The organism is Bradyrhizobium sp. CCGB20, from assembly GCF_024199855.1.
In the GTDB taxonomy this organism is placed as follows: domain Bacteria; phylum Pseudomonadota; class Alphaproteobacteria; order Rhizobiales; family Xanthobacteraceae; genus Bradyrhizobium.
The window spans coordinates 1,302,402-1,325,022 of record NZ_JANADN010000001.1 but is presented as its reverse complement, the minus strand read 5'-3'; the positions used below and the strand labels follow the sequence as shown (position 1 = coordinate 1,325,022).

The following is a 22,621-nucleotide window of genomic DNA, read 5'->3' as shown; positions in this document are numbered from 1 at the left end:
TGGTGAGCGGGTCAGGCCGCCGAGGCAGGTTCGGGGCAATTGGTCAGACGCGCGGGATTGCCGACGGCGGTGCAGCCGCCGGGAACGTCTGATGTGACGACCGTGCCGGCGCCGATCTTCGCGAAATCGCCGATGCCGATGTCGCCGAGAATGGTCGCGCCGGCGCCGATGAAGACGCCGCGGCCGATGCGGGGCGAACGCGTCGGCAGTTCACCATCGCGGCCGATGCTGACATTCTGGAGAATGGTGACCTCATCGCCGATCACCACATTCGCACCGATCACGATGCCGGTGGCGTGGTCGAGATAGACTGACGACCCGATGTGGGCGGCCGGATGAATGCTGACCTGCAAGACGTTCGAGGCCTCGTTCTGAAACAGCAGCGCCGCGTCGCGATGGTCATGACGGCAGAGCCAGTTCGAGACGCGCCAGGCTTGCAGCGCCACGTAGCCCTTGAAGTGCAGGAGCGGCGGCAGCAGGTCGGCGATGGCGGGATCGTGGATCGCGATCGCCCGCAGGTCGCGGGCGGCCGCGGCGATCAGGTCCGTCTCCCCGCGAAAGGCGTCGCTCGAAAAAGCCGTGAAGCGCGCCCGCTCCGGCGCGCCACCACCGAGCCTGCGCCCGATCAGATCGGCGAGCGCAGCGGCAAAATCGTCATGGACGAGGATGGCATCGGCAACGGCTTTGCCGAAGACGGGATCAGCCGCCGCAGCACGCTGCGCTTCGCCGCGGATCGCCTGCCAGAGGCCGTCGCCCGCCATGATCGCAGCTTTTGCCATCGTCGCCTCCGCTCGGCCTGCGTTTGCACCGGCAGATATAGGCGGTCCGCATGGAGACGCCAGTCAGGCCGACGGGATGGGCCTCGTGCCAACGGGTTCTAAGGCGCCTGCTTTTCCCGCGCACCAGCATGGACCACGCCGCAAAAAGCCTGCCGGCCCGGACAGGGGCCAAAATGGCAGTCGGGATCGGCCGCGCATCCGCCATAGACGATGCCGATGTAGCCCAGCACCGCGAAAGCGGTCACGCCGAGGAGCAAGCGGGTCCAGATATCCATCATACGCTTTGTCCAGGCATGAGCTGCGCGAGCCGACGATACACCACCCGCACGTCTTGGTGTCGGATCGCCAGCGATCGGCTCTCTCCGCCCTCCAAAACCAAACCGCCCGCCTGCGGGTTGCGCAGGCGGGCGGCTCGGGGCCATCAGGACTTTGGGGGCATGCGCCTGAAGGCTTTGAGATCTCGACCCAGATCAGCCTTTCTCAGATCAGCCTTGCGGCTGGTCGGTCGGCGGCGGGGTCGGACGCGTCTTGTGCTGGGCCATGAACTGGTCGAACTCTTCCTTGTCCTTGGCGTGACGCAGACGGTCGAGGAAGTTCTTGAACTCGACCTGCTCTTCCTCGAGCCGGCGCAACGTTTCAGAGCGATACTCGTCGAAGGCACGGTTGCCAGAGGTCGGCGGGCCGAAACCAAAGCCGAAGCCGCGGCGCTCCATCCGATCACGCATGCGGTCCATCTTGTACTGCATCCGCTCCATCTTGTTCTGCCAGCGATCCTGATTGCTCCAGCACGACATTCTTCTGCTCCCGAGTGTGAAAAAGAGAAGGGCAAGTCCGATCGGCCACCAGATGATGAAGCCGAGGATGGTCACGGCGATCCAGCCGGGATGCCACGGCGTGTCCAGCATGCGGGGACGCTCGTATTGTTGGTATTGATCCGAAGGGCCGCGCCATCGATTGACATCAGCGGTGTAGGCCATTTCCCATCTCCATCACGGCACCAGCGCCGTTGTGAATGTAAATAACATTTACATAGCTAGACCATCCCGCGATTTTGTCAAGCTGACCGCCTGACACGCCCGCGTGATTATTTGCGCAATTTTATTTCGGCTTGCCCCAGGGCCCGCCGGGCGGCACGCCAGAACCGGAGGATGCCTCCGGTGGCACCGGGGGCGGCTGAGGGCTTTTCGCCGGAGGACGGCGGTCAGTGGGGAAGCCGAGACCGCGCAGATAGATCAGCACCTCGGCCTCTAACAGCTCATCCGGCGACATCGGCAGTTTTCGCCGCGCCGCGTCGCCGCGTGAGAACAGCGAGGCCACGCCGTGCGCCATCGACCAGATGTGCAGCGCCATCATCATCGCCGGCGGGCGCGGCGTGCCGGGCGGTGCGAGCGCGGCGAGCCGTTCTGCCGCGGCGCGAATGATGTTGAAGGCGCGTTCACTGGCCGCCTGCAGCGCCGGATTTGAATCGACCGGCACGCCCGATTCGAACATCGCGTTGTAGAAAGCGGGCTCCTCGCGGGCAAAGGCGAGATAGGCCTTGCCGACGCGCTCGAACGCCGTAACCGTATCCGGGCGGCCATCGTCCCAGGCCGCGGTCAGGCGCTGCTCGAACTGCTCGAAGCCGCGCTGCGCGATCGAGGACAGCAACTCGTCGCGGTCGCGGAAATGCCGGTAAGGCGCCGCCGCGCTGACGCCAGCCATGCGCGCGGCATCGGCGAAGGTGAAGCCGGCCGCGCCCTTCTCGGCGATCAGCCCGAGAGCGGCCTGCAACAGGGCTTCCTTCAGATTGCCGTGGTGATAGCCGCGCTCGGCGCGGCGCTGTTCCTTGCGCCAGCTCATGTGAACGGCTTTTACATGAGCTGGGCGCGAAGGTCACTAGCGGGAATGGGGTGTGATTAACCCCGTACTCTCCCGGTCAGCCGGGCCGGTGCGTCGGCATCGCGCCCGGAAACGACCTCACCGAGGCTACACTTGCGGAATTGCCAGCACGGGCATGACCTCGACCGCCTCGCCGGGAAAGATCGCAAAATGCGGATGGTTCTCGAACAGCTTGGCAGCTTCCTCCTGCGAGGCAGCCCGCACCACCGTGAAGCCGGTCAGCGCATTGCTGATCTCGGCGATGCCGCTTCCGTCGATCCTGCGGGTCTTGCCGAGCGGACCGCCCAACTCGACGATGACGGCCTTGTGCTTCTCGACCCAACCGTGCCAGGCGGCCATGCCCTCCCGCTCTTTTGCCTTGCGCTCGGCCTCGGGCATCGCTTGCCAAGCCTTCATTTTCGTCCCGCTCATGCTGCCGAGATAGACGGCGAGGAATTTGTGTTCGGCGCTCATGGGTATCTCCTGAGGTTGATAGGTTGAAAGTCGGGGCAGCGGTTCTCTCGTTTACTTCTTCAGATCATCGAAACCGGCGGCGGCTGCCTGCACCTCCGGCGGAAAGTCGGTCATCTCCTGCACCTGCCGGATCTCGATGACCTCGTTGGCGGAGGCCGGGCACTTCTTCGCCCAGGCGATCGCCTCCTCGCGCGAGGCGACCTCGATCATCCAATAGCCGCCCAGGACTTCCTTGGCCTCAGCAAAGGGACCGTCGGTCACGATCGGCTCGCCGGTCGCGAACGAGACGCGCGCACCCGTCGACGGCGGATGCAGGCCGTCGAGCGTGATCAGCACGCCGGCATCCTTCAGCGCCTCGTTGTAGCGCATCATCGCGGCGATGCGTTCGGGATCGAGCTGCACGTCCGGCGGCGCGGTCTCGTAGCCGAGCGGGATCATCAGCATCATGAATCGCATGGGGTCCTCGTTGCTCTCGTCGTTCCGGGCGCCGCGAAGTCGCGCGCCCGGAATCTATTCATCCACCATCACTGCCGCCCGATGGATTCCGGGCTCGACGCTCCGCGTCGCCCTGGAATGACGGCCGAAAGCTATTTCTTTGCCGCGTAGGCGCGGGTGCGCTCTTCCTGCTCGCGCAGCTCGGGGGTGAAGGCTTCGCCAAAATCCTCGGCCGAAAACACCTGGCGGATCTCGATTTCAGCGCCAGCCTCGAACGGCGCGCGCTTCATCCAGGCGATGGCCTCGTCCAGCGAGGCGGTCTTGATCAGCCAGAAGCCGGCGATCAGGTCGGGGGAAATGTCGAACGGACCGCGGGTGACGCTCGCCTCCGGCGCGCCATACTTGACGCGGGCGCCCTTCACCGTCGGATGCAGGCCCTCGCCCGCCTGGATCACGCCGGCCTTGGCCATTTCCTCGTTGAACTTGCCCATGGCCGCCAGCATCTCGGTGGACGGCATCTTGCCGGCCTCCGTGTCCGGGTTCGCCTTGACGATCACCATGAAACGCATCGCGTGCTCCCTGATATTCTCTTCGGTCCCGGGCCGATCCGGCCCCTGCTCCCCTGTAAGACGAACGAGGTTTTAAGATACCGACAGGGGCGCGAAAATTATTTCGGAGGTCATTGTTCCAAACGCATCAGCGCGGCTGCGGCGCGAACCGGCCATCCTGGAAGGCCGCACCGAAATAGACCTCGATGCGGCGGACCTTGCCGCCGGCGAAGGTGAAGAACTCCGTGTTGCGAAAGCTCCTGCCATCTGTCGCCAGGCAGAGATAGCTGACGAAGGCCTCGTCGCCGCGGACGAAGATCCGCTCGATGTCGTGCTGCGCGATCCAGCCGGTGTCCTTCCAGCAGCGCTCGAAATAGGCCGCCTTGTCGAGGTCGTCGTCGAACGGACTGGTGAAGCGGAAATCGTCGGCCAATGCGTCGGCGACCCGTTGCCGGTCGTTGCCGAGATAGGCGGCGAAGAGGTCTCGAATCAGGCGTTCGCGGTCGTCGGTCATCCTGGTCTCCTCGGCGACATCTGGAAGACGACACATGCGCGACCTCGCCGACATTTCCGGCGATGCAGCGCGAAAAATAATTGAATCGCTTCCGTACAAATACGGCTCGCGCACCGATCGCTCTATGAATCTCGCTGTGCATATGGATCGAGAATGCACGTGCATTGAGGGATGTAGCCTCGTCACGTGAAGCTACGGAACCAATGCAGAGCCCTGCAAGGGTTTACGGTTGCTCAAGAAGCCTGTGCAACTTTTTTGATCAGGTGCTCGATCCCGTCGATTCGCCGGCAAACAATTGCGGAGCAACACGTGTTCAATTTTCAGAACAAAAAAGTCAGGCACGCGGTCGCAGAAGTCGAGGCGCTCGATCGCTCGCAGGCCGTGATCGAATTCGGCCTCGACGGCACCATTCTCGATGCCAATGAAAATCTTCTCAAGATGAGCGGCTATTCGCTCGCCGAGATCAAGGGCAAGCATCACAGCATCTTCGTCAGTCCGGCCGAGCGCGAGAGCGCCCGCTACCGCGACTTCTGGGCCAGCCTGAACCGCGGCGAGTTCCAGACCACGCAATACAAGCGCTTCGGCAAGAACGGCAAGGAAGTCTGGGTCCACGCTTCCTACGCGCCGCTGCTCGACGAGAGCGGCAAGGTGGTCAGCTTCATCAAGTTCGCCACCGACATCACGGCGTACAAGATCAAGACCATGGAAGACTCCGGCAGGATCGCTGCGATCAACCGCGCGCAGGCCGTGATCGAGTTCAACATGGACGGAACCATCGTCAGCGCCAACGAGAACTTCCTGGGCGCGATGGGCTACTCGCTCGACGAGATCAAGGGCAAGCATCACAGCATGTTCGTGACGCCCGAGGACCGCGCGAGCCCGGCCTATGCGGCGTTCTGGGCCAGGCTGAACCGCGGCGAGTTCGAGGCGGCCGAGTACAAGCGGCTCGGCAAGGGGGCCAAGGAGATCTGGATTCTCGCGACCTACAACCCGATCCTCGACGAGACCGGCAAGCCGTTCAAGGTGGTGAAGTTCGCAACCGACATCACCGCGCAGAAGATGAAGGCGGCCGACAATGACGGCCAGCTCGCCGCGATCCAGAAGTCGCAGGCCGTGATCGAGTTCAACATGGACGGCACGATCCGCAGCGCCAACGAGAATTTCCTCGCCGCGATGGGTTACGCGCTGGCCGAGATCAAGGGCCGGCACCACAGCATGTTCGTGGAGCCGAACGAGAAGAACTCGGCGGCCTACCGCCAGTTCTGGGAAACGCTCAACCGCGGCGAATACCAGGCCGCCGAGTACAAGCGGATCGCCAAGGGCGGCCGCGAAATCTGGATCCAGGCGTCCTACAACCCGATCTTCGACCTCAACGGCAAGCCCTACAAGGTGGTGAAATACGCCACCGACATCACCGCGCAGGCGATCGGCCGCAAGAAAGCCGAAAATGCCCGCGGCCTGATCGACGCGGTCGCGGCCGGCAGCGAAGAGATGAGCGCTTCGATCCGCGAGATCTCAGTGACCATGACGAAATCGCGCGAGAACTCCAAGGTCGCGACGAGCCGCGTCGAGGCTGCCGACGGCCAGGCACAGCGGCTGAACGCCGCGGCGCAGGCGATGAGCGGGATCGTCGAGATGATCTCGGGCATCACCGGCCAGATCAACCTGCTCGCGCTCAACGCCACGATCGAATCGGCGCGCGCAGGCGAAGCCGGGCGCGGCTTCGCCGTGGTCGCCTCGGAGGTGAAGAGCCTCGCCAACCAGGCCAAGCAGGCCACCGACACGATCTCCACGGAGATCGCTGCACTGAACACCATCGCCGGCGACGTCGTGGCTTCGCTGACCGCGATCAAGGCGGCGATTGCCGGCGTCAACGAGTTCATCGCCTCCACCGCCGCCGCGGTCGAGGAGCAGAGCGCGGTGACGTCCGACATGTCCTCCAACATGCAGCGTGCGGCAGCGGAGCTGTCGTAGACGGTGTCTCCTTCTCCGTCGTCCAACCGCGAAGCGGCTGTCGCGGGAAGCGCTCACACTGCAAAGCAGCGTGAGCCACGAAGCATGAACCGGCCCGGTCCGTGGCCGTCGCCCTTCGAGGCCGCTTCGCGGGTGCCTCAAGGTGACGGCTCAAACGCGTGAGCGTTCCGCTGCATCGGCAAGGGCCTTTCTCCCCCGGACAAAAGCGCAGTAAAAGGAGCGCGTGCTCACGCACGCCCCTCTTGGATTCAGGACAGATCAGCCCATGCCCGCCTCCCCGCAGAAAGTCGCCCTCGTCACCGGAGCCGCGCGCGGCATCGGACTTGCGGCCGCAAAGAAGTTTTTGGCCGAGGGCTGGCGCGTGGCGCTGCTCGACATCGAGGGGGAGCTGCTCGCCAGGGCCGTGGCTGATATCGGCCAAGGCGAGGCGACGCTGGCGCTGACCTGCGACGTCTCGGACACGCAAGCGGTCGCCGCTGCGATGAAAACGGTCGAACAGCGCTTCGGTCGGCTCGATGCTCTCGTCAACAATGCCGGCGTCGCCGTGTTCGCGCCAGTGCTGGAGACCAGCGATGCAGACTGGAACAGGATCATGGCGGTCAATCTCACCGGCCCGTTCCTGTGCACCAAGGCCGCCGCGCCGCTGATGCGCGAGCAGGGCGGCGGCGCCATCGTCAACATCACCTCGATCTCGGCGGTGCGCGCCTCGACGCTGCGTTCGGCCTACGGCACCAGCAAGGCGGGTCTTGCGCATTTGACCAAACAGCTCGCGGTCGAGCTCGCCTCGCTCAACATCCGCGTCAACTCCGTCGCGCCGGGGCCGGTCGACACCGCGATGGCGAAGCAGGTGCACACCAGGGAGATCCGCGCCGACTATCACGACGCCATTCCGCTCAACCGCTACGGCCTGGAGGAGGAACTCGCCGAAGCGATCTACTTCCTGTGTTCGGAGCGTGCGAGCTACATCACCGGCCAAACTTTGGCCGTTGATGGCGGCTTCGATGCGGCTGGCATCGGCCTGCCGACGCTGCGCGGCGAACGGCGGAACGGGTAGAACCTCGTAGGGTGGGTTAGCACTGCGGCTGCGCGAAGCGCGAGCCGCTGGGCGTAACCCACCTCTTTTCACGCCGCACGAAAGATGGTGGGTTACGCCTTCGGCTAACCCACCCTACGAAATCGAGTTCGTGGAGCGTTCATGCATCGCACGACCTTCCTCAAAGCCCTGCCCCTCGCCATCGCGCTGCTCGCCGCCACGCCCGCTATGGCCGAAATCCGCATCATCCAGTCGCCGGGCGGACAGGTCGGGCCGTTCCTCGATCTGTTCGAGAAGGTCCGCGAGAGCGGCGAGCGCGTGGTGATCGACGGTCCGTGCCTGTCCGCCTGCACGCTGGTGCTGAGCATCGTGCCGGGCGAACGCATCTGCGTCACCAAGCGCGCGGTACTCGGCTTCCACGCGGCGCGTTCGGTCGACCGGCGCGGGCGTTTTTATGCCGAGCCGGAAGCGTCCGACGCGGTGCTTGCCGCCTATCCCGGCCCGGTGCGCGACTGGATCAGCCGCCACGGCGGCCTCTCGTCCAGATTGCTTGTGTTGAAGGGCCGCGATCTTGCGGCGATTTATCCACGCTGCCGCTGAGCAGCAGCCGGCCGTCAGCCCCGTGACCGGGTTGAATCCGCCGCTGTCCGGCGATTAGGCAGTTTTGCAGAATTCCGACGGTCCAGGCGCGGAATCCGCTCAAGCGCTTCGCAACGCCTGCCCAATTTACGCGGTTTCCGGCTTTTTGCGACCGTCTATGATGGTGCCGTCCAGATTGAGGCCGCCCGGAGGCGCGATGGCCGAGTTGCCGTCACAATCTCAGCAGTGGTCGCAGACTAGGATGGTTCCGCTTTCTCAGGATGACTCATTTTCAAACGGGTCGCAGGCCGTGCCGCCCCTCGATTTTCACTACCGCCTGTCGGACCAGGGACGCATCGTCCTTGGCCAGCTGAGCTCCGAGGAAACCGTCGAATTCGAATTGCTGTCGCGGCGCGACCGCGAGGGCCTGATGGACCTGCCGTCCGAGCTGCGGCTGCTCGAGCTCTATGTGAAGTATATCGGCGTGAAATATATCGCCTCGGGCGCAGGGGCCGCGCTCACTCCGCCGGAGCCCGCATCGCAGGCGAGCGGGCCACTCCAGCGGCGGAGGCCGCCGCCCGCGCGAGCGGCACGGCCGCGCGACTACATCCTTTCGATGATCGTGATCGCAAGCGTCAGCTTCACGCTCATCGCGTTGCTCGTCGCCTAGGCAAGCGCCACGGCGCAATTGCGCCGGATACGCATTTCGTCAGGCCTAGTAGAACCTCTGGATGGTCTGCGCCAATTCCAACGTCGCGCAGATCAGCATTCCCCAAAGTGCGAAATTGATTTGTAGCGCCGCCACCATCGGTCGCTCCCCTTCCAAGTTACGCCCACCCCAGTTTGTAGAATTTATGAAGAAATTATTAGCGATTCTGTCCGGGAGTTCACAGCCTAATATTTCGCCAGTTGTTGTGCGATGCGATCCGGACCATTTCACGAAGCGGCCTCACTGCTCTCGCAATGTGATGCGACAGCACGATTCCATATTGGGCCCATGCGGCCACGTCGTTTCCCTTAGGTTCCATTTAACTGGCGCGATGCAAGCTTCCGCATGCGGAGTTTGCGTGTCGCGTACCGCACCAAGGGTCCGGCATGATACGATACCGCTTCGTCTTGCTCGCTTTTTGCGCAACGCTCATGGGATGCGCGGTGGCGCAGGCGCAGGAGCGTCGACCGATCGCATGGGACGGCCTCGGCCAAGACCCGAACAAGCATCCGAACCACGCCCCTCAGCGTTCTTCTGTCACAAAGCAGAGTGCAGCGAACCCGACGCCTGCGCCGGACGATCCCAATCAGGAGCGGGAAAGAGTGCTCGGCACCTTGCGCCCGTACTCGGAGGCGTGGTGGGCAGTCCGTGACGAAATCGAAGCCGAGAACGACCGGCAACTGGGCACGAAACTCATGATCTGCCCGCGCTGCGTTCAGTCGCCCCCGGGCGAGGACGTGATCGGATCGGTCCGGTGAGAGAGCATACGGCCGACCGGCCGTGTGGCATGACGACGTCATAAGTGGCCCTCTCCCGCAACAACGGGAGAGGGATCGCAGCTTGGCGCATCAGGCGGTAGCGCCTGTCACATTCCCTCGGCCGGGCAGTTCACCATCCAGGGAATCCCGAACTTGTCGACGCACATGCCAAAACCCTTGGCCCAGAACGTCTTGCTGTAGGGCATGGTGACGGTGCCGCCGTCGGCGAGCGCGTTGAACTTGCGCTCACCGTCGGCGGGGTCCTTGACCGTGAAAGAGATCGAGAAGCCCTGCGGCTTGCTGAAATGCTCGGGCGGCACATCGGAGGCCATCAGCACACTGCCGTCGGGCAGCGACATCCGCGCATGCATGATCATCTTCTCGCGGCCGGGCGCGGCGGGCATGTCCGGCGGCGCGTCCGATGACCGCATCAGCGCGTCGATCTTGCCGCCCAAAACCTTGGCGTAGAAGTTGAACGCGGCTTCGCAGGTGTCCTGATAGAACAAATAGGCATTGAGCATCGTCTCTCTCCTTCTTCGCTTCTTGTGGGCGTTACTTCTCGGTGAGCTTCTTCAGGCTGGCGAGGCCGGCCTCAAAGTCCTTGCCGATCATGCTGTCCATGTTGATGAAGACCTGCATCACCTTGGACATGAACGGGGCCGGACCATACATCGCCCATGTGACCAGTGTGGCATCGCCTTGCGGCACAAAGGTGAACTCGGCGGTGTTGTGGCCTTCGAACGGACGCTCGAAATCGAGCTTGATGCGGAGCTTCGACGGCGTACTCGCCTCGAGGATCTCCATATGCCCGGCGCCGACATTATTATTGCCGTCCCACGCATAGGTCGCGCCCTTTCCTGCCGCAGTTCCGCCGAAGGTGCGCTTCATCGCGGGATCGCGGTTCTCATAGGGCGACCAGCCGGTCCAGCGGTGGAAATCGGCGACTTGCGGATAGATCGCATCGGCTTGCGCCTTCACGGCGAGCGACCGCTCGACGCGGAACGTATCGGGTTTTGTCAACGCGAAGACGAGAATCGCGGCGACGCCGACGGCAAGCACGACGGCAATGATGGAAATGGCTTTCAGCATGAATGGCTCCCTGGATACGGGCTAAGGACGAACGGGGCGGGCTGGGGCCGACAAATGACGGAATGATTTTTGATCGTCATTCCGGGGCGGTCCGCAGGACCGAACCCGGAATCTCGAGATTCTCAGGTGCGCAATTGCGCATAGTCTGGTCCTTCGAACCATCCCGGAATGACAGCTTCGCCGTCACTTCGCCTTCGCGCCCTGCCTTGCGTCGGCCCCCTTCGGCTGACTGTCCCTGATCAGGCGATCGATGTGCATGCGGATATGGGCGGCTTCCGCCGAGGTATTGGCGAGCGCGATGGCGCGGTCGAAGGCGATGCGGGCTTCGTCGTTACGGCCGAGTTGCATCAGGAAGGCGCCGCGCACGCCGTAGAAATGGAAGTAGTTGGCGAGCTTCGGGGCCAGCGGCTCGATCAGCTCGAGCGCCGCTTGCGGCCCGCGCACCTTGGAGACCGCAACCGCCCGGTTGAGCGTCACCACCGGCGAAGGCTGCATCACCTCCAGCGCGCCGTAGAGCAGGTCGATCTGGGTCCAGTCGGTCTCCTCCGGCGTCGCCGCACGGGCATGCAGCGCGGCGATCGCGGCCTGGATCTGATAGGGACCGCTACGGCGATGCCGCATCGCCTTGTCGATCAGCGCGAGGCCTTCCGCGATCATGGTGCCGTTCCACAGCGTGCGGTCCTGGTCGTCGAGCAGGATCAGCGAGCCATCCGCGGCAAAGCGCGCGGCGCTGCGGGCATGCTGCAACAGGATCAGCGCCGTGAGTCCCATGATCTCGGGCTCGCTCTGGAACAGCCGCAGCAGCAACCGCGCCAGCCGGATCGCTTCCTCGCAGAGCGGCTTTCGGATCTCCGCGGTGTCGCCGCTCGCCGAATAGCCCTCGTTGAAGATCAGGTAGATCATGGCGGCGACACCGGCGAGCCGCTCGGAACGTTCGATCGCGCCGGGCGCTTCGAACGGCGTCCCGGCTTCGGCGACCTTGGCCTTGGCGCGCGTGATGCGCTGCTCCATCGCTGCGTCCGAGACCAGGAAAGCGCGCGCGATCTGCTTCACGGTGAGACCGGAGACGATGCGCAGCGCCAGCGCGATCTGCTGGGTCGCCGGCAGCTGCGGATGGCAGCAAATGAACATCAGCCGCAGGATGTCGTCGCGGTAGTGCGAACCATCGAGCCGCTCGGCGAGCGCGCCTTCGGCGTCGTCGAGATCGGAGATGGCCTGGTCGTCTTCCGGCAGCGGCTGCTGCTTGCGGGCGCGGCGCACCTCGTCGATGGCGACGTTGCGGCCAACCATGATCAGCCAGGCCGCGGGATCGCGCGGCGGCCCGTTCTGGGGCCAGGTCTTGAGCGCGCGCAGGCAGGCGTTCTGGAAGGCTTCTTCGGCGGTGTCGAGATCGCGGAAGTAGCGCAGCAGCGCGCCGACCGCCTGGGGGCGCGCCGAGGTCAGCGCGGTCTCGATCCAGGCGGTATCGGTCTCGCTCACGTCAGATTTCCTCCGGGCCTGAACACGCCCACAGGGCGCACCTCATAGGCGCCGCCGGGATTGGCAGCGCCAAGGTCGCGGGCAACGTCAAGCGCGTCGTCGAGGTTCTTGCAGTCGACGATGTAGAAGCCGAGCAATTGCTCCTTGGTCTCTGCATAGGGGCCGTCGAGCACCAGCGGCGGGTCTTCCTTGCGCAGCGTCGCCGCCGCCGTGGTCGGCAACAGCCGCGCCACCGGGCCGAGCCGGCCCTGCTGTGTGAGCTTGTCCTGCACCACGGCGAGCTTCTTCATCACGGCCTCGTCCTGGTCCTTGCTCCAGGAGCCGACGAAGTCCTCGTCGTGATAGCAAAGGATCGCATAAAGCATGGGCAGTACCTTCCTGAACGCTTGTCTTGAAGACGATCCACTATGCATCGCCCCGACAGGGCTGCGGAAAAAATTTGCGAGAAAATTCCGTCGGATCGTGCCAAGGAGAGCCTTCAAGAGCGGAACCCGACGAGGCAATTCGAATGAGCAAAGGCACACTGGCCGTCCTGATCAACAGCACGCAGCAGAACTGGCTGCCGGAGCGCTGGAAGGCCCGGTTCGATGCGGTCTGCGGCGGCCGCCGCGTGGTGCTGCTGCCAGACGCCTCCCTCGACCCGGCCGAGGTGCACTATGCCGCGGTGTGGAAGCCGGTGCCGGGCGACCTCGGCTCGTTTCCGAACCTGCGTGCGATCTTCAATCTGGGCGCGGGCGTCGATGCGCTGATGGCGGACAGGAGCCTGCCTGATGTGCCGCTGGTGCGCGTCGCCGTGCCTGATCTCACCAACCGCATGACCGAATATGTCGTGCTGCACGTGCTGATGCACCATCGCCAGGAGCTTTACCTGCGGGATTCGCAGCGCGCAAAACGCTGGGAGCCGCTCTATCAGTGGCCGGCGAGCGCGGTGACGGTCGGCGTCATGGGCTTGGGCACGCTGGGCGCCGATGCGGCCGACGTGCTGCGGCGGCTCGGCTTCCGCGTTGCCGGCTGGAGCCGCAGCCCGCGCAAGATCGAGGGCGTCGAATGCTTCCATGGCACGGCCGGAATCGATGCGTTCCTGCGCAAGACCGATATCCTCGTCAGCCTGCTGCCGCTGACGCCTGACACGCACGGCATCCTCAACCGCGACGTCTTCACCAAGCTCAACCGCAACAGCCCGCTCGGCGCGCCGGTTCTGATCAATGCCGGCCGCGGCGGCTTGCAGAACGAAGCCGACATCCTCGCCTGCCTCGACGACGGCACACTCGGCGCCGTCTCGCTCGACGTCTTCGTGCAGGAGCCGCAGCCGGCCGACAGCCGGTTCTGGACCCACCCCAAGGTGGTGCTGACGCCGCACAACGCAGCCGACACCGACGCGGATGCGATCTCGGCCTATGTCGCCGAGCAGATCGCGCGGTTCGAGGCGGGCGGGACGCTGGAGAACGTGGTGGACCGGGCGCGGGGGTATTAGGAAGAGGCACGCACACGCCCCACCCTCAGGTCGTCCCCGCGAACGCGGGGACCCATACCGCGTGATCTATCGATAGCGAGCGGTAGCAGTACCGAACGGCGAGTCGTCGCCAAAAACCTCCCTGTGGCTATGGGTCCCCGCGCCCCGTGCGCAATTGCGCACTAGGCGGGGACGACAGCTTTGTTTTGGCAGGCAATCCCGCTCACATTTGAAACGATAGCCCCCACAACCACCCCGCGCCCCGTCCCGTTCACCCTCTCTTAGCGAGAAGTTGATAGGCGTTCTTAACCAACGCTCAAACAACGAGTCGGACATGCGGGCGAGCCTCGGCCTCAGGATGCGGATCACGGTTGCGCTGGCGGTGACGGCGGCGGCGACCGCGCTGTTTGCCGTCCTGGGCGCGATGTGGATCATCGCCGGGATCATCGACCGGGCCGACCAGAGGGAGCTGCGCAGCCATTACGATGCCTTGCAGTCGCGCATCGCCGAAGAATCGTACCGCGCCGCCGCGATGAGCGCGGTGGTGGCCGCGATGCCGGCGACCCAGGAGGCGATGGCCAAGCAGGATCGCGAAGCGCTGGTGCGCCTGTTCGGGCCGGTGTTTGCTGCGACCAAATCCGATTACGGCGTCGATCAGCTTCAATTCCATGTGGCGCCGGCGACGTCGTTCCTGCGGGTGCATCAGCCCGCCAAATTCGGCGATGATCTCTCCGGCTTCCGCAAGACCGTGGTCGTCGCCAACCAGGACCGCAAGGTCGTGGTCGGCCTCGAGGGCGGCGTCGCCGGGCTCGGCATCCGCGGCGTCGTGCCGATCGCGCAAGGGACCAAGCATCTCGGCAGCGTCGAATTCGGCCTGACCTTCGGCCAGCCGTTCTTCGACGACTTCAAGACCAACCGCCATGTCGACGTCGCCTTCCATCTCGCCGACGGCTCGGGCTTCAAGCTGTTCGGCGGTACGCTGAAGGGCAAGAGCTTCTTCGAGGCAGCCGATTACAGCCGTGCGGCCGAGGGCAGCTTCACGGTGCGCCAGGCCAGGCTCGACACCACGCCGGTCGCCGCACTGCTCGGGCCGATCAAGGACTTCTCCGGCAAGCCGCTCGGCGCTGTCGAGCTGGTGATGGACAATGCCGATTACGAGGCGTCCGCCGACAGAGCCTGGATGCTCGCAATCGGCATCGCCGCGCTTGGGCTCGTGCTCGCCGCGATCGTCGGCTATCTCATTGCCCGCAGCATCTCGCGCCCGATCCTGTCCATCACGGGCGTGATGCGCGACCTCGCGGACGGACATCTCGACGTCGCCGTTCCCGTCAGTAAAGCCAATGACGAGGTCGGCGCCATGGTGAAGGCGGTCGCGGTGTTCCGCGACAATGCCGTGAGCTTTGGCAAGCTCCAGGCCGAGCAGCTCGAGGCCAAGGCGCAGTCCGAAGCCGAGAAGCGCCGTGCCTTCGCCGCGCTCGCCGACAATTTCGAGGCCAGCATCCGCGACGTCGTCACCACGGTGTCCGCGGCCGCCGTCGAGATGGAGCACACCGCGCGCTCGATGTCCGACATCGTCGAGCAGTCGCGCAACCAGACCCGCGCGGTCTCTTCGGCCTCGGCGCTGGCCTCGGAGAACGTGCAGACGGTCGCGGCCGCCGCAGAGGAACTATCCTCGTCGATGACCGAGATCAGTCGCCGGCTTGCGCATGCGACCGAGGTGGTCGGCAAGGCGGCGAGCGACGGACGGGCGTCGAATGCGCGGGTGCAGAGCCTTGCCGACGCCGCGCAGAAGATCGGCGACGTCGTCTCCTTCATCAACGGCATCGCCGGCCAGACCAATCTGCTCGCGCTCAACGCGACGATCGAGGCAGCGCGCGCGGGTGAAGCCGGGCGTGGTTTTGCGGTGGTCGCTTCCGAAGTGAAGGCGCTGGCAACCCAGACCGCGAAGGCGACCGAGGAAATCGGCGCGCAGGTGACGGCGGTGCAGGGCGAGACGACCGGCGCGGTGGACGGCATCCAGTCGATCTGCGCGACGATCCAGCAGGTCGACGAGATCTCGGCCGCGATTGCGGCTGCCGTCGGCCAGCAGGGCACGGCAACTCAGGAAATCGCGCAGAACGTCCAGCAGGCCGCGGCCCGCACCGGCGAGGTCTCGCAGAACATCTCCGGCGTCACCGCCGGCATCGCCGCGACGGGCACGGCCGCGGAGGAAGTGCTGGGCTCGGCGATCGAGCTGTCGAAGCAGTCGCAGCGGCTGCGGGACGAGGTCGATCGTTTCCTCGCGCAGATCCGCGCGGCGTAATTAGCCGGGATCGCGCGACGTTCTCAGTGTCGTCCCCGCGAACGCGGGGACCCATAACCACGGGGACCAGTGCGACGCGAGACTGGTAACTCCGAGTCTTCGTAACCACGAAGGCCTGTGGTTATGGGTCCCGGATCTGCGCTCCGCTTCGCTGCGCTTGTCCGGGACGACAGCTCAGGCTTTGGCGCCAGAGCCCACCATCACGTCGATTGCGCCCTTCACGATCGCTTCGAGATCCTTGCGCGACACGCGGGCGCGCGAGCGGATGGCGATCGAGTGCACGGTCGATGATGCGACCTGCGCCAGCGCGGCCGGATCGGCGCTCTCCGGCAGCTCGCCCGTCTCCTTGGCCCGGCGAAAGCAATTCGTGAATGCCTTGTCGAGCTCGGTGAGCCCGTCGAGCACCATCGCGCGGATCTCGGGATCGCCCACGGCTTCGGACGCTGCGGTCACCACCGTGAAGCAGCCGCGCGGACCGGTCTCGCCGGACAGATAGATGTTCAGCGCGGCGGCGAAGATGCGCTCCAGCCGCTGGCGCACCGGCATTTCCTGGCGAAAGATCTCGACCATCGATGCACGCGCTTCCTCGCGGTAGCGCTGGTAGCTCTTGATGTAGAGCTCGCGCTTGTCGCCGAAGGCGCCGTAGAGGCTCGGCCGGTTCATGCCGGTCGCTTCGCTGAGATCGTCCAGCGACGTCGCCGCAAACCCCTGCCGGCGGAACAGGTCGAGCGCCTTGCCGAGCGCGACGTCGGGCTCGTAGGCGCGCGGGCGACCGCGGCGCTTGGGTTCGTTGGCAGCAGCTGGCGGCCTCGCTTTTTGTACCATTTCGCAAATTAATCCTTGACCATCGATATATTATGCAAGATGGTACATAAATCAATCTGGCCAGGTTGAGCGACATTCCGAAAGTCACACGTGAAGAGTCACACCGAGGAATTGCCCAAGGAGGCCCAAGATGGATCTTTATTTCTCGCCGCTCGCCTGTTCGATGGCGACCCGCGTCGCGCTGTATGAAGCCGGCGCGGAGGCGAACTATCTCGAAGTCGATCCGCCGACCAAGAAAGTGATGAACGACGGCACCGACTTCCGCACCGTCAACCCGATCGGTCTGGTGCCGACACTGCGCACCGACGAGGGCGTGGTGCTGACCGAGAACGCGGCGATCCTGCAATACGTCGCCGACCGGTTTCCGCAGTCCGGCATCGGCACGCCGCCCGGCATCGATCGCACGCGGCTGCATCAATGGCTCTGCTTCATCGGCACCGAGCTGCACAAGGGCTTGTTCATCCCGGTGCTCGACCGCAAGGCGCCGCAGGAGGCAAAAGCCTACGTGCTGGAAAAGAATCTGTCGCGGCTCGACTATCTCGACAATTATCTGAAGGGGCGCGAGTTCCTGCTCGATCATTTCAGCGTCGCGGATGCCTATCTCGTCACGGTCATCAACTGGACCATGGCGACGCCGCCGATCGAGCTCGCCAAATGGCCGAATGTGAAGGCGTATTACGAGCGCCTGCGCCAGCGGCCGTCGGTCGCAAAGGCGATCGCGGAGGAGTTCGAGCTGTACAAGGCCGAGCAGGCGCGGAAGAAAGCCGCGGCTTAAGGCCAAAGCGATATCTTCGCATAGCCGCGTCGTCCTGGCCAAGCCGGGACGGCGTGGTTCATCGAGCAATTCGGCTACCTCGGCGCTTGCAGTACGATCCCATAGCGACCGTATATCCGCTCGATCGTGCCGTCGTTGCGCAGCCGCTCCAGCGTTCCGTCGATCGCCTCGCGCAACGCATCATCCGGGCGAATCATGCCGACGGCGACATTCCAGTTGAGGTCGGCCACGCCCTCGTCGCGATCCAGGATCCGGAGTGCCTTGTCCGGATGCGTCAGATTGAAATAGCTCGCCGCCGTAGGCGTGACCGCAGCCGCATCGATCTCATGGTTTGATACGGCGTCGAGGCTGTCGGTCTCGAAGCCGAAGGTCGATGTGGGCACGTGCCGTTGACCGATGATCATGGCGGCGACAGAGCCGACCTGCACCCCCACCTTGGTGTGCTCGCTGAGGCTCTTGAACGATGTGAGCGCGCTGGATGACGGCACCGCGAGCGCGACGCCCGTGCGATAATACGGTTTCGAGATCCTCAAGCGGGTTTCGCCTTGCGCTTCGCGGTCGGCGATGACATCCAGAAGAATGTCGCAACCGGCGCTGCGCATTTGGTACTGCGTGATGATCCAGTCGAGCCGCAGCGAGACACCGAGCTCGCGTGCCAGCACCTGTCCCAACTCGACCTGAAAGCCGGGCGGATCGCCGGCCTTGCTCGCAAAAGGAAGCGAGTTGGGATGCGCGCATAGTCCGAGCACGCCACTCGCGCGGATCGCGTCCAGGGTTCGCGCTTGCGTTGGTCCCGACAGCCCAATGGCAGCACCGACGATCACCAGGACAATTGCCTTCATTCCGCCTCCTCGTCTGGATGTATCAGGTCCCGGCGGGTCAGCCCTCGCGCGGTTTCAAGGCGCGGATATATTTGACGATCTGGTCGATCTGCGCGTCATTGAAGCTCTCGCCGAATGCCGGCATCGCACCTTGCTTGCCGCTCTTGATACGGTTGTGCAGAAACTCGTCGTCGCGTGGCGAATTCATCAGTTGCGGTCCCCTGCCGGCGGCCCGGCCGCCGTCGGAGTGGCAGAAGCCACAGGTCCCCGCGAACAACTGCTCGACGTCCAGCGACCCGTTGTCCGGCGCAGGCGTGGCAGATTGTGCCTGGGCCACCACGACGCAGAGCAACGAAGCGCCCAGCACAGCCGGAAGCGATCGCAAATACAGTTTCAACACGTCCGCTCCATTCCTGAATCACGCGCGGCCGCCGTAATCGATCGAGGAGTGGGCTTGCACCCACTCCCCGGCAGATCGTTTGAGGCAGGCTATTTCAAGCTGAAGACGACGAGGGCGCCGTCGTCACGCGGCATGCTTTTGTATGTGCCGCCGAAGTTTGGCGCGTATTCGTCCGCCAGCATGCCCCCGAAGCCGGCTACTACGGCGATATATTGCTTGCCGCCGACGGAGTAACTGACGATGCCGCCCTGGTGGCCGGTGCCGTTGTTGTGATTCCACAGCTCGGTCCCGGTTTCGGCATCGTAAGCGTGAATGATGCCGCGCGAGTCGGGCACGAACACGAGATTACCGCCGGTCGACAGCACGCTCCCAAGCGGCGGCTCGGGATAGCGAACCTCCCATTTCTTCGCTCCCGTGATCGGATCGCGCGCGTCGAGATGCCCGTAGATCTCGCCGCCCGGAGGAGGCGCCATCTTGAAGTCGGCGCCGATGTTGAGCTGGACCTGGGGCGTGGTGACCGGCGTCGTCTTCTGGACATCCAGCGTCATGCACCATTCCTGGCCGATCTTGTAGTACAGGCCGGTCTTCGGATTGTACGAGCCGGCATTCCAGCTAATGCCACCACCAATGAACGGACACAGCGGCGGTTCGGTGACCTTCCCCGCGGAGAAATCGCGACGACCGATCAGCGCGCCTGTCTTGGGATCGATATCCTTGACGAAGTTGATGTTCTCAACCAGCCGCCAGACGTTCTTCACGCCAAGGTTACGGTCATAGACGAAGACGAAGCCGCCCTTGTTCGGATGAACAACGTATTTCTGGCCGTCGCGCTCGAGCATCACGAACTCGCCGACGGCACTGTCGAAGTCCCAGGCGTCGTGCGGCAGTTCCTGATGGTAGGATTTCAGCTTTCCGGTATCGATATCGAGAGCGATAACCGAACTCGTATAGAGATTGTCGCCGGGACGCGCACCTTGCGTCTTGTAGTCGGCGCCCGACCAATCGTAGAGCGGCGCCGGGTTCGCGGTGCCCCACAGGACACTGTTGGTCTCGGAATCGTAAGTGCCCGGCATCCAGCCGCCACCACCGCCGGTGCGCCAGGAATCGTTGCCCCAGGTCTTCATGGCTTCGTCGGTGCCCGCGACCGTCAGGAACTCCCACTTCTTCTTCCCGGTCGCGGCATCGACGGCGAAGATCGGGCCACGGCCCGGCCATTCACCGCCTTGCGAGCCGATGATCACGCTACCTTTCGCGTAGAGCGGCGCGCCGGTGAAGCCGACCGTGAGCTTCTGCGAGTCGATCAGCCTGGTTTCCCAGAGCACCTTCCCCGACTTCGCATCCAGCCCGAAGAGACGGCCATCCATCGTGCCGACGAAGACCTTGCCCTCACCAAGGGCTACGCCGCGGTTGTAGGGAGAGTGGGTCTGTCGGCTGATGAGCGCCTCATCGAGCTCCGGAAAGAACGACCAGAGGACCTCGCCCGTTGCGCCGTTCAGCGCAAAGACCCGGCTATAAGACCCCGAGTAGTAGAGCACGCCGTCGGCCACCAGCGGCATTGACTGCAGGCCGCGCGTCGATCGTCCGGGAATATGGATCCATGCTACGCCCAGATTGCCTACGTTGTTCGCGTTGATCTGCGCGAGCGGGCTATAGTGATGGGATTTGTACGAACCGTGATAGGTGAGCCAGTCGTTCTGACCGGCGGCCTCGATCCGGGCAGTATTCACTGTTTGGGCCAACGCCGACGACACGATCAGCGTCGCTCCAGCAACAAGAGGTAGACCAGAATTACACCAACGCTTCTTCATCCGTTCCTCCCGCTTTTATGTTTGTTGAACTTGCGTCTCACAGACGCCGCGCGAAGGATGCTTGCAGCTCGCTATGTGTCGGTTCTTCTCCATTGCATATGAGCTGCCAACAGCTCTCGCTCTCTCTCGGCGGACATCGCCAAAAGAAGCTACATTCCCAGGACTGGTTGCTGTTGCACTCCTGCTCGCTCTCACAGAGTACGCCGGATGACGGACAGCGCAAAGATGGAATGCGCACGCGGCGCGAATTTGACGCGCAGCGTGAATTTGAAATGTCAGTTGTACTGACCGTTCGTCTTGACCGGCAGCTCAGACTCGCGCGCCGCAACGTCCGCGGAGAAACTTCGTCGCTTGATCGTTTGGACCGGGGCGGCGTCTTTTGAGCAATGCAAGAACCACCATGATACCGGACCGATATAGCCTTGCTCAAAGCGCGATACCGCGCCATACAAGCGACGCGACACACGACCATCGAATACAAGCATTAATTGATCAACTGACCGCTCTCCCTTCCGCGATTTTGCTCTGAAGACCGATCGGCACCGCTGCCGGCGGCCTGAGCGCGAAGCAGGGCCAAGTTGGAATAAGAAGAATGCCCGTTTCTTTGCGAATTGTTCGTTCGACAAAACGCGCCGGCCTTGTTGCGCTCGCCTTCACCGCGCTCGCGAAAGCCGCGCTCGCCGCCGACAAGCCGCCGCTCGCTCCCGATCCTCCGGCGCCGCTCACCACGACCTCGCGGGTGTCCGCAACCATCGAGTTCGGTCTGCCGGCGATCGCCAAGGCGATCGAGCAGGATATCCCGCAACGGCTTGCCACCATCGACGAGCGCGTCAACTGCGTTCACCGCCGCGTGCTGATGTTCCGCGTCAATGCCAATTGCGACCTCTATGGTTTTGTCAATCGCACCAGTGGTGTCTCGCTCCACGGCCGCGGCGACCGCGTTTATGGTGCGGTCTCGATCTACGGCGCGGCCGAAGGCCAGGGCGCTAACCGCTTCACCGCGCGCATCCGCGGTGAGACCGAGGCACGGGCGACCATCGAGGCCGAGGCACGCCCGTCGCTGCGCAAGGACTGGTCGCTCGACCTGAACTTCAGCGACTCCTTCCACTGGAGCGAGGCACCCTATCTGCACGTGCTCGGCCGCGAGATCGCTCTTGCGCCCTATGTCGAGCCGCGCATCCGCGGGCAGCTGGCACGCGTGCGATCGCGCGCGTTGGCTGCGGCGAAGAAGCTCAATCTGCGCGACAAGGCGAGCGCCGCCTGGGCGCGCGCGTTCGAGCCAGTGAAGCTCGCCGACGAACCGCCGGTGTGGCTGCAGATCACGCCGCAGGGCGCGGCGTTCGCCGGCGTGCGCGCCAACGACAAGGTCCTATCGGGTACGCTCGAACTCTCCGGAAGCGCCGTGACGTCGATCGGGCAGCAGGGTGCGAGCGTCACGCCGACGCCGCTGGCAGCGCTTGGCACCGACGTGACCGCGCCGGGAACGTTCGACATCATCCTCCCTGTCCGTATCGGTTATGACGCGATCAAGGACAAGATCAGCCAGGCGATCGCCGCACTGCCAGCTCAGGACACGACGCTGCGCGAGGTGCAGGTCTATCCGTCCTCGGGCAAACTGGTGATCGGCTTGCGCATCACGAGGGCGTCCGACAGCGATCCCAATGCGGGGCAATGGACCTATCTCGCCGCCGCGCTGAAGGTCGACGACGGCAACAAGAGCATCGGGCTTGGCGATCTCGATGTCGCCACACCGGACGGCGGCGAAACGAATCCGGCCCTGCAGTCGATCATCGCGCAACTGAAGCAGGCCGTGAACATCGACTACGGCGTCTCCTACCAGAACCTGCTGATGGCGGCGAACCAGCGACTGACGCGCCCGCTCAAGGACGGTTTTCGCATGGAAGGAAAGCTGTCTTCGGTTCAGTTCGAAAAGGCACAGTTGCTGACCGACGGCATGACGCTCGCGCTGCGCGCCAGCGGCGATCTGAAAATCCTGTACGGAATGTGAT

General features: G+C 64.1%; 25 protein-coding genes. 9 read left to right on the top strand and 16 right to left on the bottom strand.

What is annotated here, in order from left to right:
• Positions 1-11 precede the first annotated feature (11 nt).
• The 8 genes from NLM15_RS06160 to NLM15_RS06125 all read right to left on the bottom strand — a co-directional run bounded on the left by NLM15_RS06160 (position 12) and on the right by NLM15_RS06125 (position 4,607).
• Entirely contained in the window at positions 12-779 is a 768-nt protein-coding gene (locus NLM15_RS06160) for a serine acetyltransferase (RefSeq protein WP_254116148.1), read from the bottom strand.
• Between the two features lie 98 nt (positions 780-877).
• A complete protein-coding gene (locus NLM15_RS06155; protein ID WP_254116147.1) occupies positions 878-1,057 on the bottom strand; it encodes a hypothetical protein in 180 nt (59 codons plus the stop codon).
• Positions 1,058-1,264: 207 nt separating this feature from the next.
• Positions 1,265-1,756, bottom strand: coding sequence for a DUF2852 domain-containing protein (locus NLM15_RS06150; protein WP_254116146.1), 492 nt, complete (start codon positions 1,754-1,756; stop codon positions 1,265-1,267).
• A 121-nt stretch (positions 1,757-1,877) separates the two neighbouring features.
• Entirely contained in the window at positions 1,878-2,618 is a 741-nt protein-coding gene (locus NLM15_RS06145) for a TetR/AcrR family transcriptional regulator (protein ID WP_254116145.1), read from the bottom strand.
• A gap of 126 nt (positions 2,619-2,744) precedes the next feature.
• Positions 2,745-3,110 carry a YciI family protein gene (locus NLM15_RS06140; RefSeq protein WP_254116144.1) on the bottom strand — a complete coding sequence of 122 codons (366 nt, stop codon included), beginning with the start codon at positions 3,108-3,110 and terminating at the stop codon, positions 2,745-2,747.
• Positions 3,111-3,161: 51 nt separating this feature from the next.
• On the bottom strand, positions 3,162-3,566 hold the full coding sequence (locus NLM15_RS06135) for a YciI family protein (RefSeq protein ID WP_254116143.1): 405 nt from the start codon (positions 3,564-3,566) through the stop codon (positions 3,162-3,164).
• Positions 3,567-3,697: 131 nt separating this feature from the next.
• The gene (locus NLM15_RS06130) at positions 3,698-4,114 is read right to left on the bottom strand and encodes a YciI family protein (RefSeq protein ID WP_254116142.1); all 417 of its coding nucleotides are present in this window, start codon (positions 4,112-4,114) and stop codon (positions 3,698-3,700) included.
• Positions 4,115-4,241: 127 nt separating this feature from the next.
• The gene (locus NLM15_RS06125; RefSeq protein ID WP_254116141.1) at positions 4,242-4,607 is read right to left on the bottom strand and encodes a nuclear transport factor 2 family protein; all 366 of its coding nucleotides are present in this window, start codon (positions 4,605-4,607) and stop codon (positions 4,242-4,244) included.
• 309 nt (positions 4,608-4,916) lie between these two features.
• Here NLM15_RS06125 and NLM15_RS06120 point away from each other — a divergent pair, with 309 nt between their 5' ends.
• The 5 genes from NLM15_RS06120 (at position 4,917) to NLM15_RS06100 (ending at position 9,660) form a co-directional block, all read left to right on the top strand.
• Positions 4,917-6,581 (top strand): PAS domain-containing methyl-accepting chemotaxis protein, encoded by a 1,665-nt coding sequence (locus NLM15_RS06120; protein ID WP_254116140.1) that lies wholly within the window; start codon positions 4,917-4,919, stop codon positions 6,579-6,581.
• Between the two features lie 265 nt (positions 6,582-6,846).
• Entirely contained in the window at positions 6,847-7,635 is a 789-nt protein-coding gene (locus tag NLM15_RS06115) for an SDR family NAD(P)-dependent oxidoreductase (protein ID WP_254116139.1), read from the top strand.
• Between the two features lie 141 nt (positions 7,636-7,776).
• Positions 7,777-8,214 (top strand): hypothetical protein, encoded by a 438-nt coding sequence (locus NLM15_RS06110; RefSeq protein WP_254116138.1) that lies wholly within the window; start codon positions 7,777-7,779, stop codon positions 8,212-8,214.
• 196 nt (positions 8,215-8,410) lie between these two features.
• On the top strand, positions 8,411-8,863 hold the full coding sequence (locus NLM15_RS06105; protein WP_254116137.1) for a hypothetical protein: 453 nt from the start codon (positions 8,411-8,413) through the stop codon (positions 8,861-8,863).
• A 425-nt stretch (positions 8,864-9,288) separates the two neighbouring features.
• Entirely contained in the window at positions 9,289-9,660 is a 372-nt protein-coding gene (locus NLM15_RS06100; RefSeq protein ID WP_254116136.1) for a hypothetical protein, read from the top strand.
• A gap of 107 nt (positions 9,661-9,767) precedes the next feature.
• Here the strand turns inward: NLM15_RS06100 and NLM15_RS06095 are convergent, their stop codons facing one another.
• The 4 genes from NLM15_RS06095 to NLM15_RS06080 all read right to left on the bottom strand — a co-directional run bounded on the left by NLM15_RS06095 (position 9,768) and on the right by NLM15_RS06080 (position 12,593).
• The gene (locus tag NLM15_RS06095) at positions 9,768-10,181 is read right to left on the bottom strand and encodes a VOC family protein (RefSeq protein ID WP_254116135.1); all 414 of its coding nucleotides are present in this window, start codon (positions 10,179-10,181) and stop codon (positions 9,768-9,770) included.
• A 31-nt stretch (positions 10,182-10,212) separates the two neighbouring features.
• Positions 10,213-10,749, bottom strand: coding sequence for an SRPBCC family protein (locus NLM15_RS06090; protein ID WP_254116134.1), 537 nt, complete (start codon positions 10,747-10,749; stop codon positions 10,213-10,215).
• A 183-nt stretch (positions 10,750-10,932) separates the two neighbouring features.
• Entirely contained in the window at positions 10,933-12,228 is a 1,296-nt protein-coding gene (locus tag NLM15_RS06085; RefSeq protein ID WP_254116133.1) for an RNA polymerase sigma factor, read from the bottom strand.
• A complete protein-coding gene (locus tag NLM15_RS06080; protein ID WP_254116132.1) occupies positions 12,225-12,593 on the bottom strand; it encodes a YciI family protein in 369 nt (122 codons plus the stop codon). Before NLM15_RS06080 ends, NLM15_RS06085 begins: the two co-directional genes overlap by 4 nt.
• Before the next feature lie 143 nt (positions 12,594-12,736).
• Between NLM15_RS06080 and NLM15_RS06075 the strand changes: the two genes are divergently transcribed.
• Both NLM15_RS06075 and NLM15_RS06070 read left to right on the top strand, forming a co-directional pair.
• On the top strand, positions 12,737-13,702 hold the full coding sequence (locus tag NLM15_RS06075) for a glyoxylate/hydroxypyruvate reductase A (protein ID WP_254116131.1): 966 nt from the start codon (positions 12,737-12,739) through the stop codon (positions 13,700-13,702).
• A gap of 313 nt (positions 13,703-14,015) precedes the next feature.
• Positions 14,016-15,983, top strand: coding sequence for a methyl-accepting chemotaxis protein (locus NLM15_RS06070; RefSeq protein WP_254116130.1), 1,968 nt, complete (start codon positions 14,016-14,018; stop codon positions 15,981-15,983).
• 174 nt (positions 15,984-16,157) lie between these two features.
• Here the strand turns inward: NLM15_RS06070 and NLM15_RS06065 are convergent, their stop codons facing one another.
• Positions 16,158-16,808: a TetR/AcrR family transcriptional regulator gene (locus NLM15_RS06065; protein ID WP_254116129.1), complete on the bottom strand. Its 651-nt coding sequence runs from the start codon at positions 16,806-16,808 to the stop codon at positions 16,158-16,160.
• 130 nt (positions 16,809-16,938) lie between these two features.
• On the opposite strand from NLM15_RS06065, the gene NLM15_RS06060 reads away from it, so the two are divergent.
• Positions 16,939-17,583 (top strand): glutathione binding-like protein, encoded by a 645-nt coding sequence (locus NLM15_RS06060; protein ID WP_254116128.1) that lies wholly within the window; start codon positions 16,939-16,941, stop codon positions 17,581-17,583.
• A gap of 74 nt (positions 17,584-17,657) precedes the next feature.
• On the opposite strand, the gene NLM15_RS06055 is transcribed toward NLM15_RS06060, so the two are convergent.
• From NLM15_RS06055 to NLM15_RS06045, 3 genes are all read right to left on the bottom strand, one after another.
• Positions 17,658-18,425 carry an ABC transporter substrate-binding protein gene (locus tag NLM15_RS06055; RefSeq protein WP_254116127.1) on the bottom strand — a complete coding sequence of 256 codons (768 nt, stop codon included), beginning with the start codon at positions 18,423-18,425 and terminating at the stop codon, positions 17,658-17,660.
• 37 nt (positions 18,426-18,462) lie between these two features.
• On the bottom strand, positions 18,463-18,804 hold the full coding sequence (locus tag NLM15_RS06050; protein WP_254116126.1) for a cytochrome c: 342 nt from the start codon (positions 18,802-18,804) through the stop codon (positions 18,463-18,465).
• A gap of 89 nt (positions 18,805-18,893) precedes the next feature.
• Positions 18,894-20,612: a PQQ-binding-like beta-propeller repeat protein gene (locus tag NLM15_RS06045; RefSeq protein ID WP_254116125.1), complete on the bottom strand. Its 1,719-nt coding sequence runs from the start codon at positions 20,610-20,612 to the stop codon at positions 18,894-18,896.
• A 592-nt stretch (positions 20,613-21,204) separates the two neighbouring features.
• On the opposite strand from NLM15_RS06045, the gene NLM15_RS06040 reads away from it, so the two are divergent.
• A complete protein-coding gene (locus tag NLM15_RS06040; RefSeq protein WP_254116124.1) occupies positions 21,205-22,620 on the top strand; it encodes a DUF4403 family protein in 1,416 nt (471 codons plus the stop codon).
• Position 22,621 lies beyond the last annotated feature (1 nt).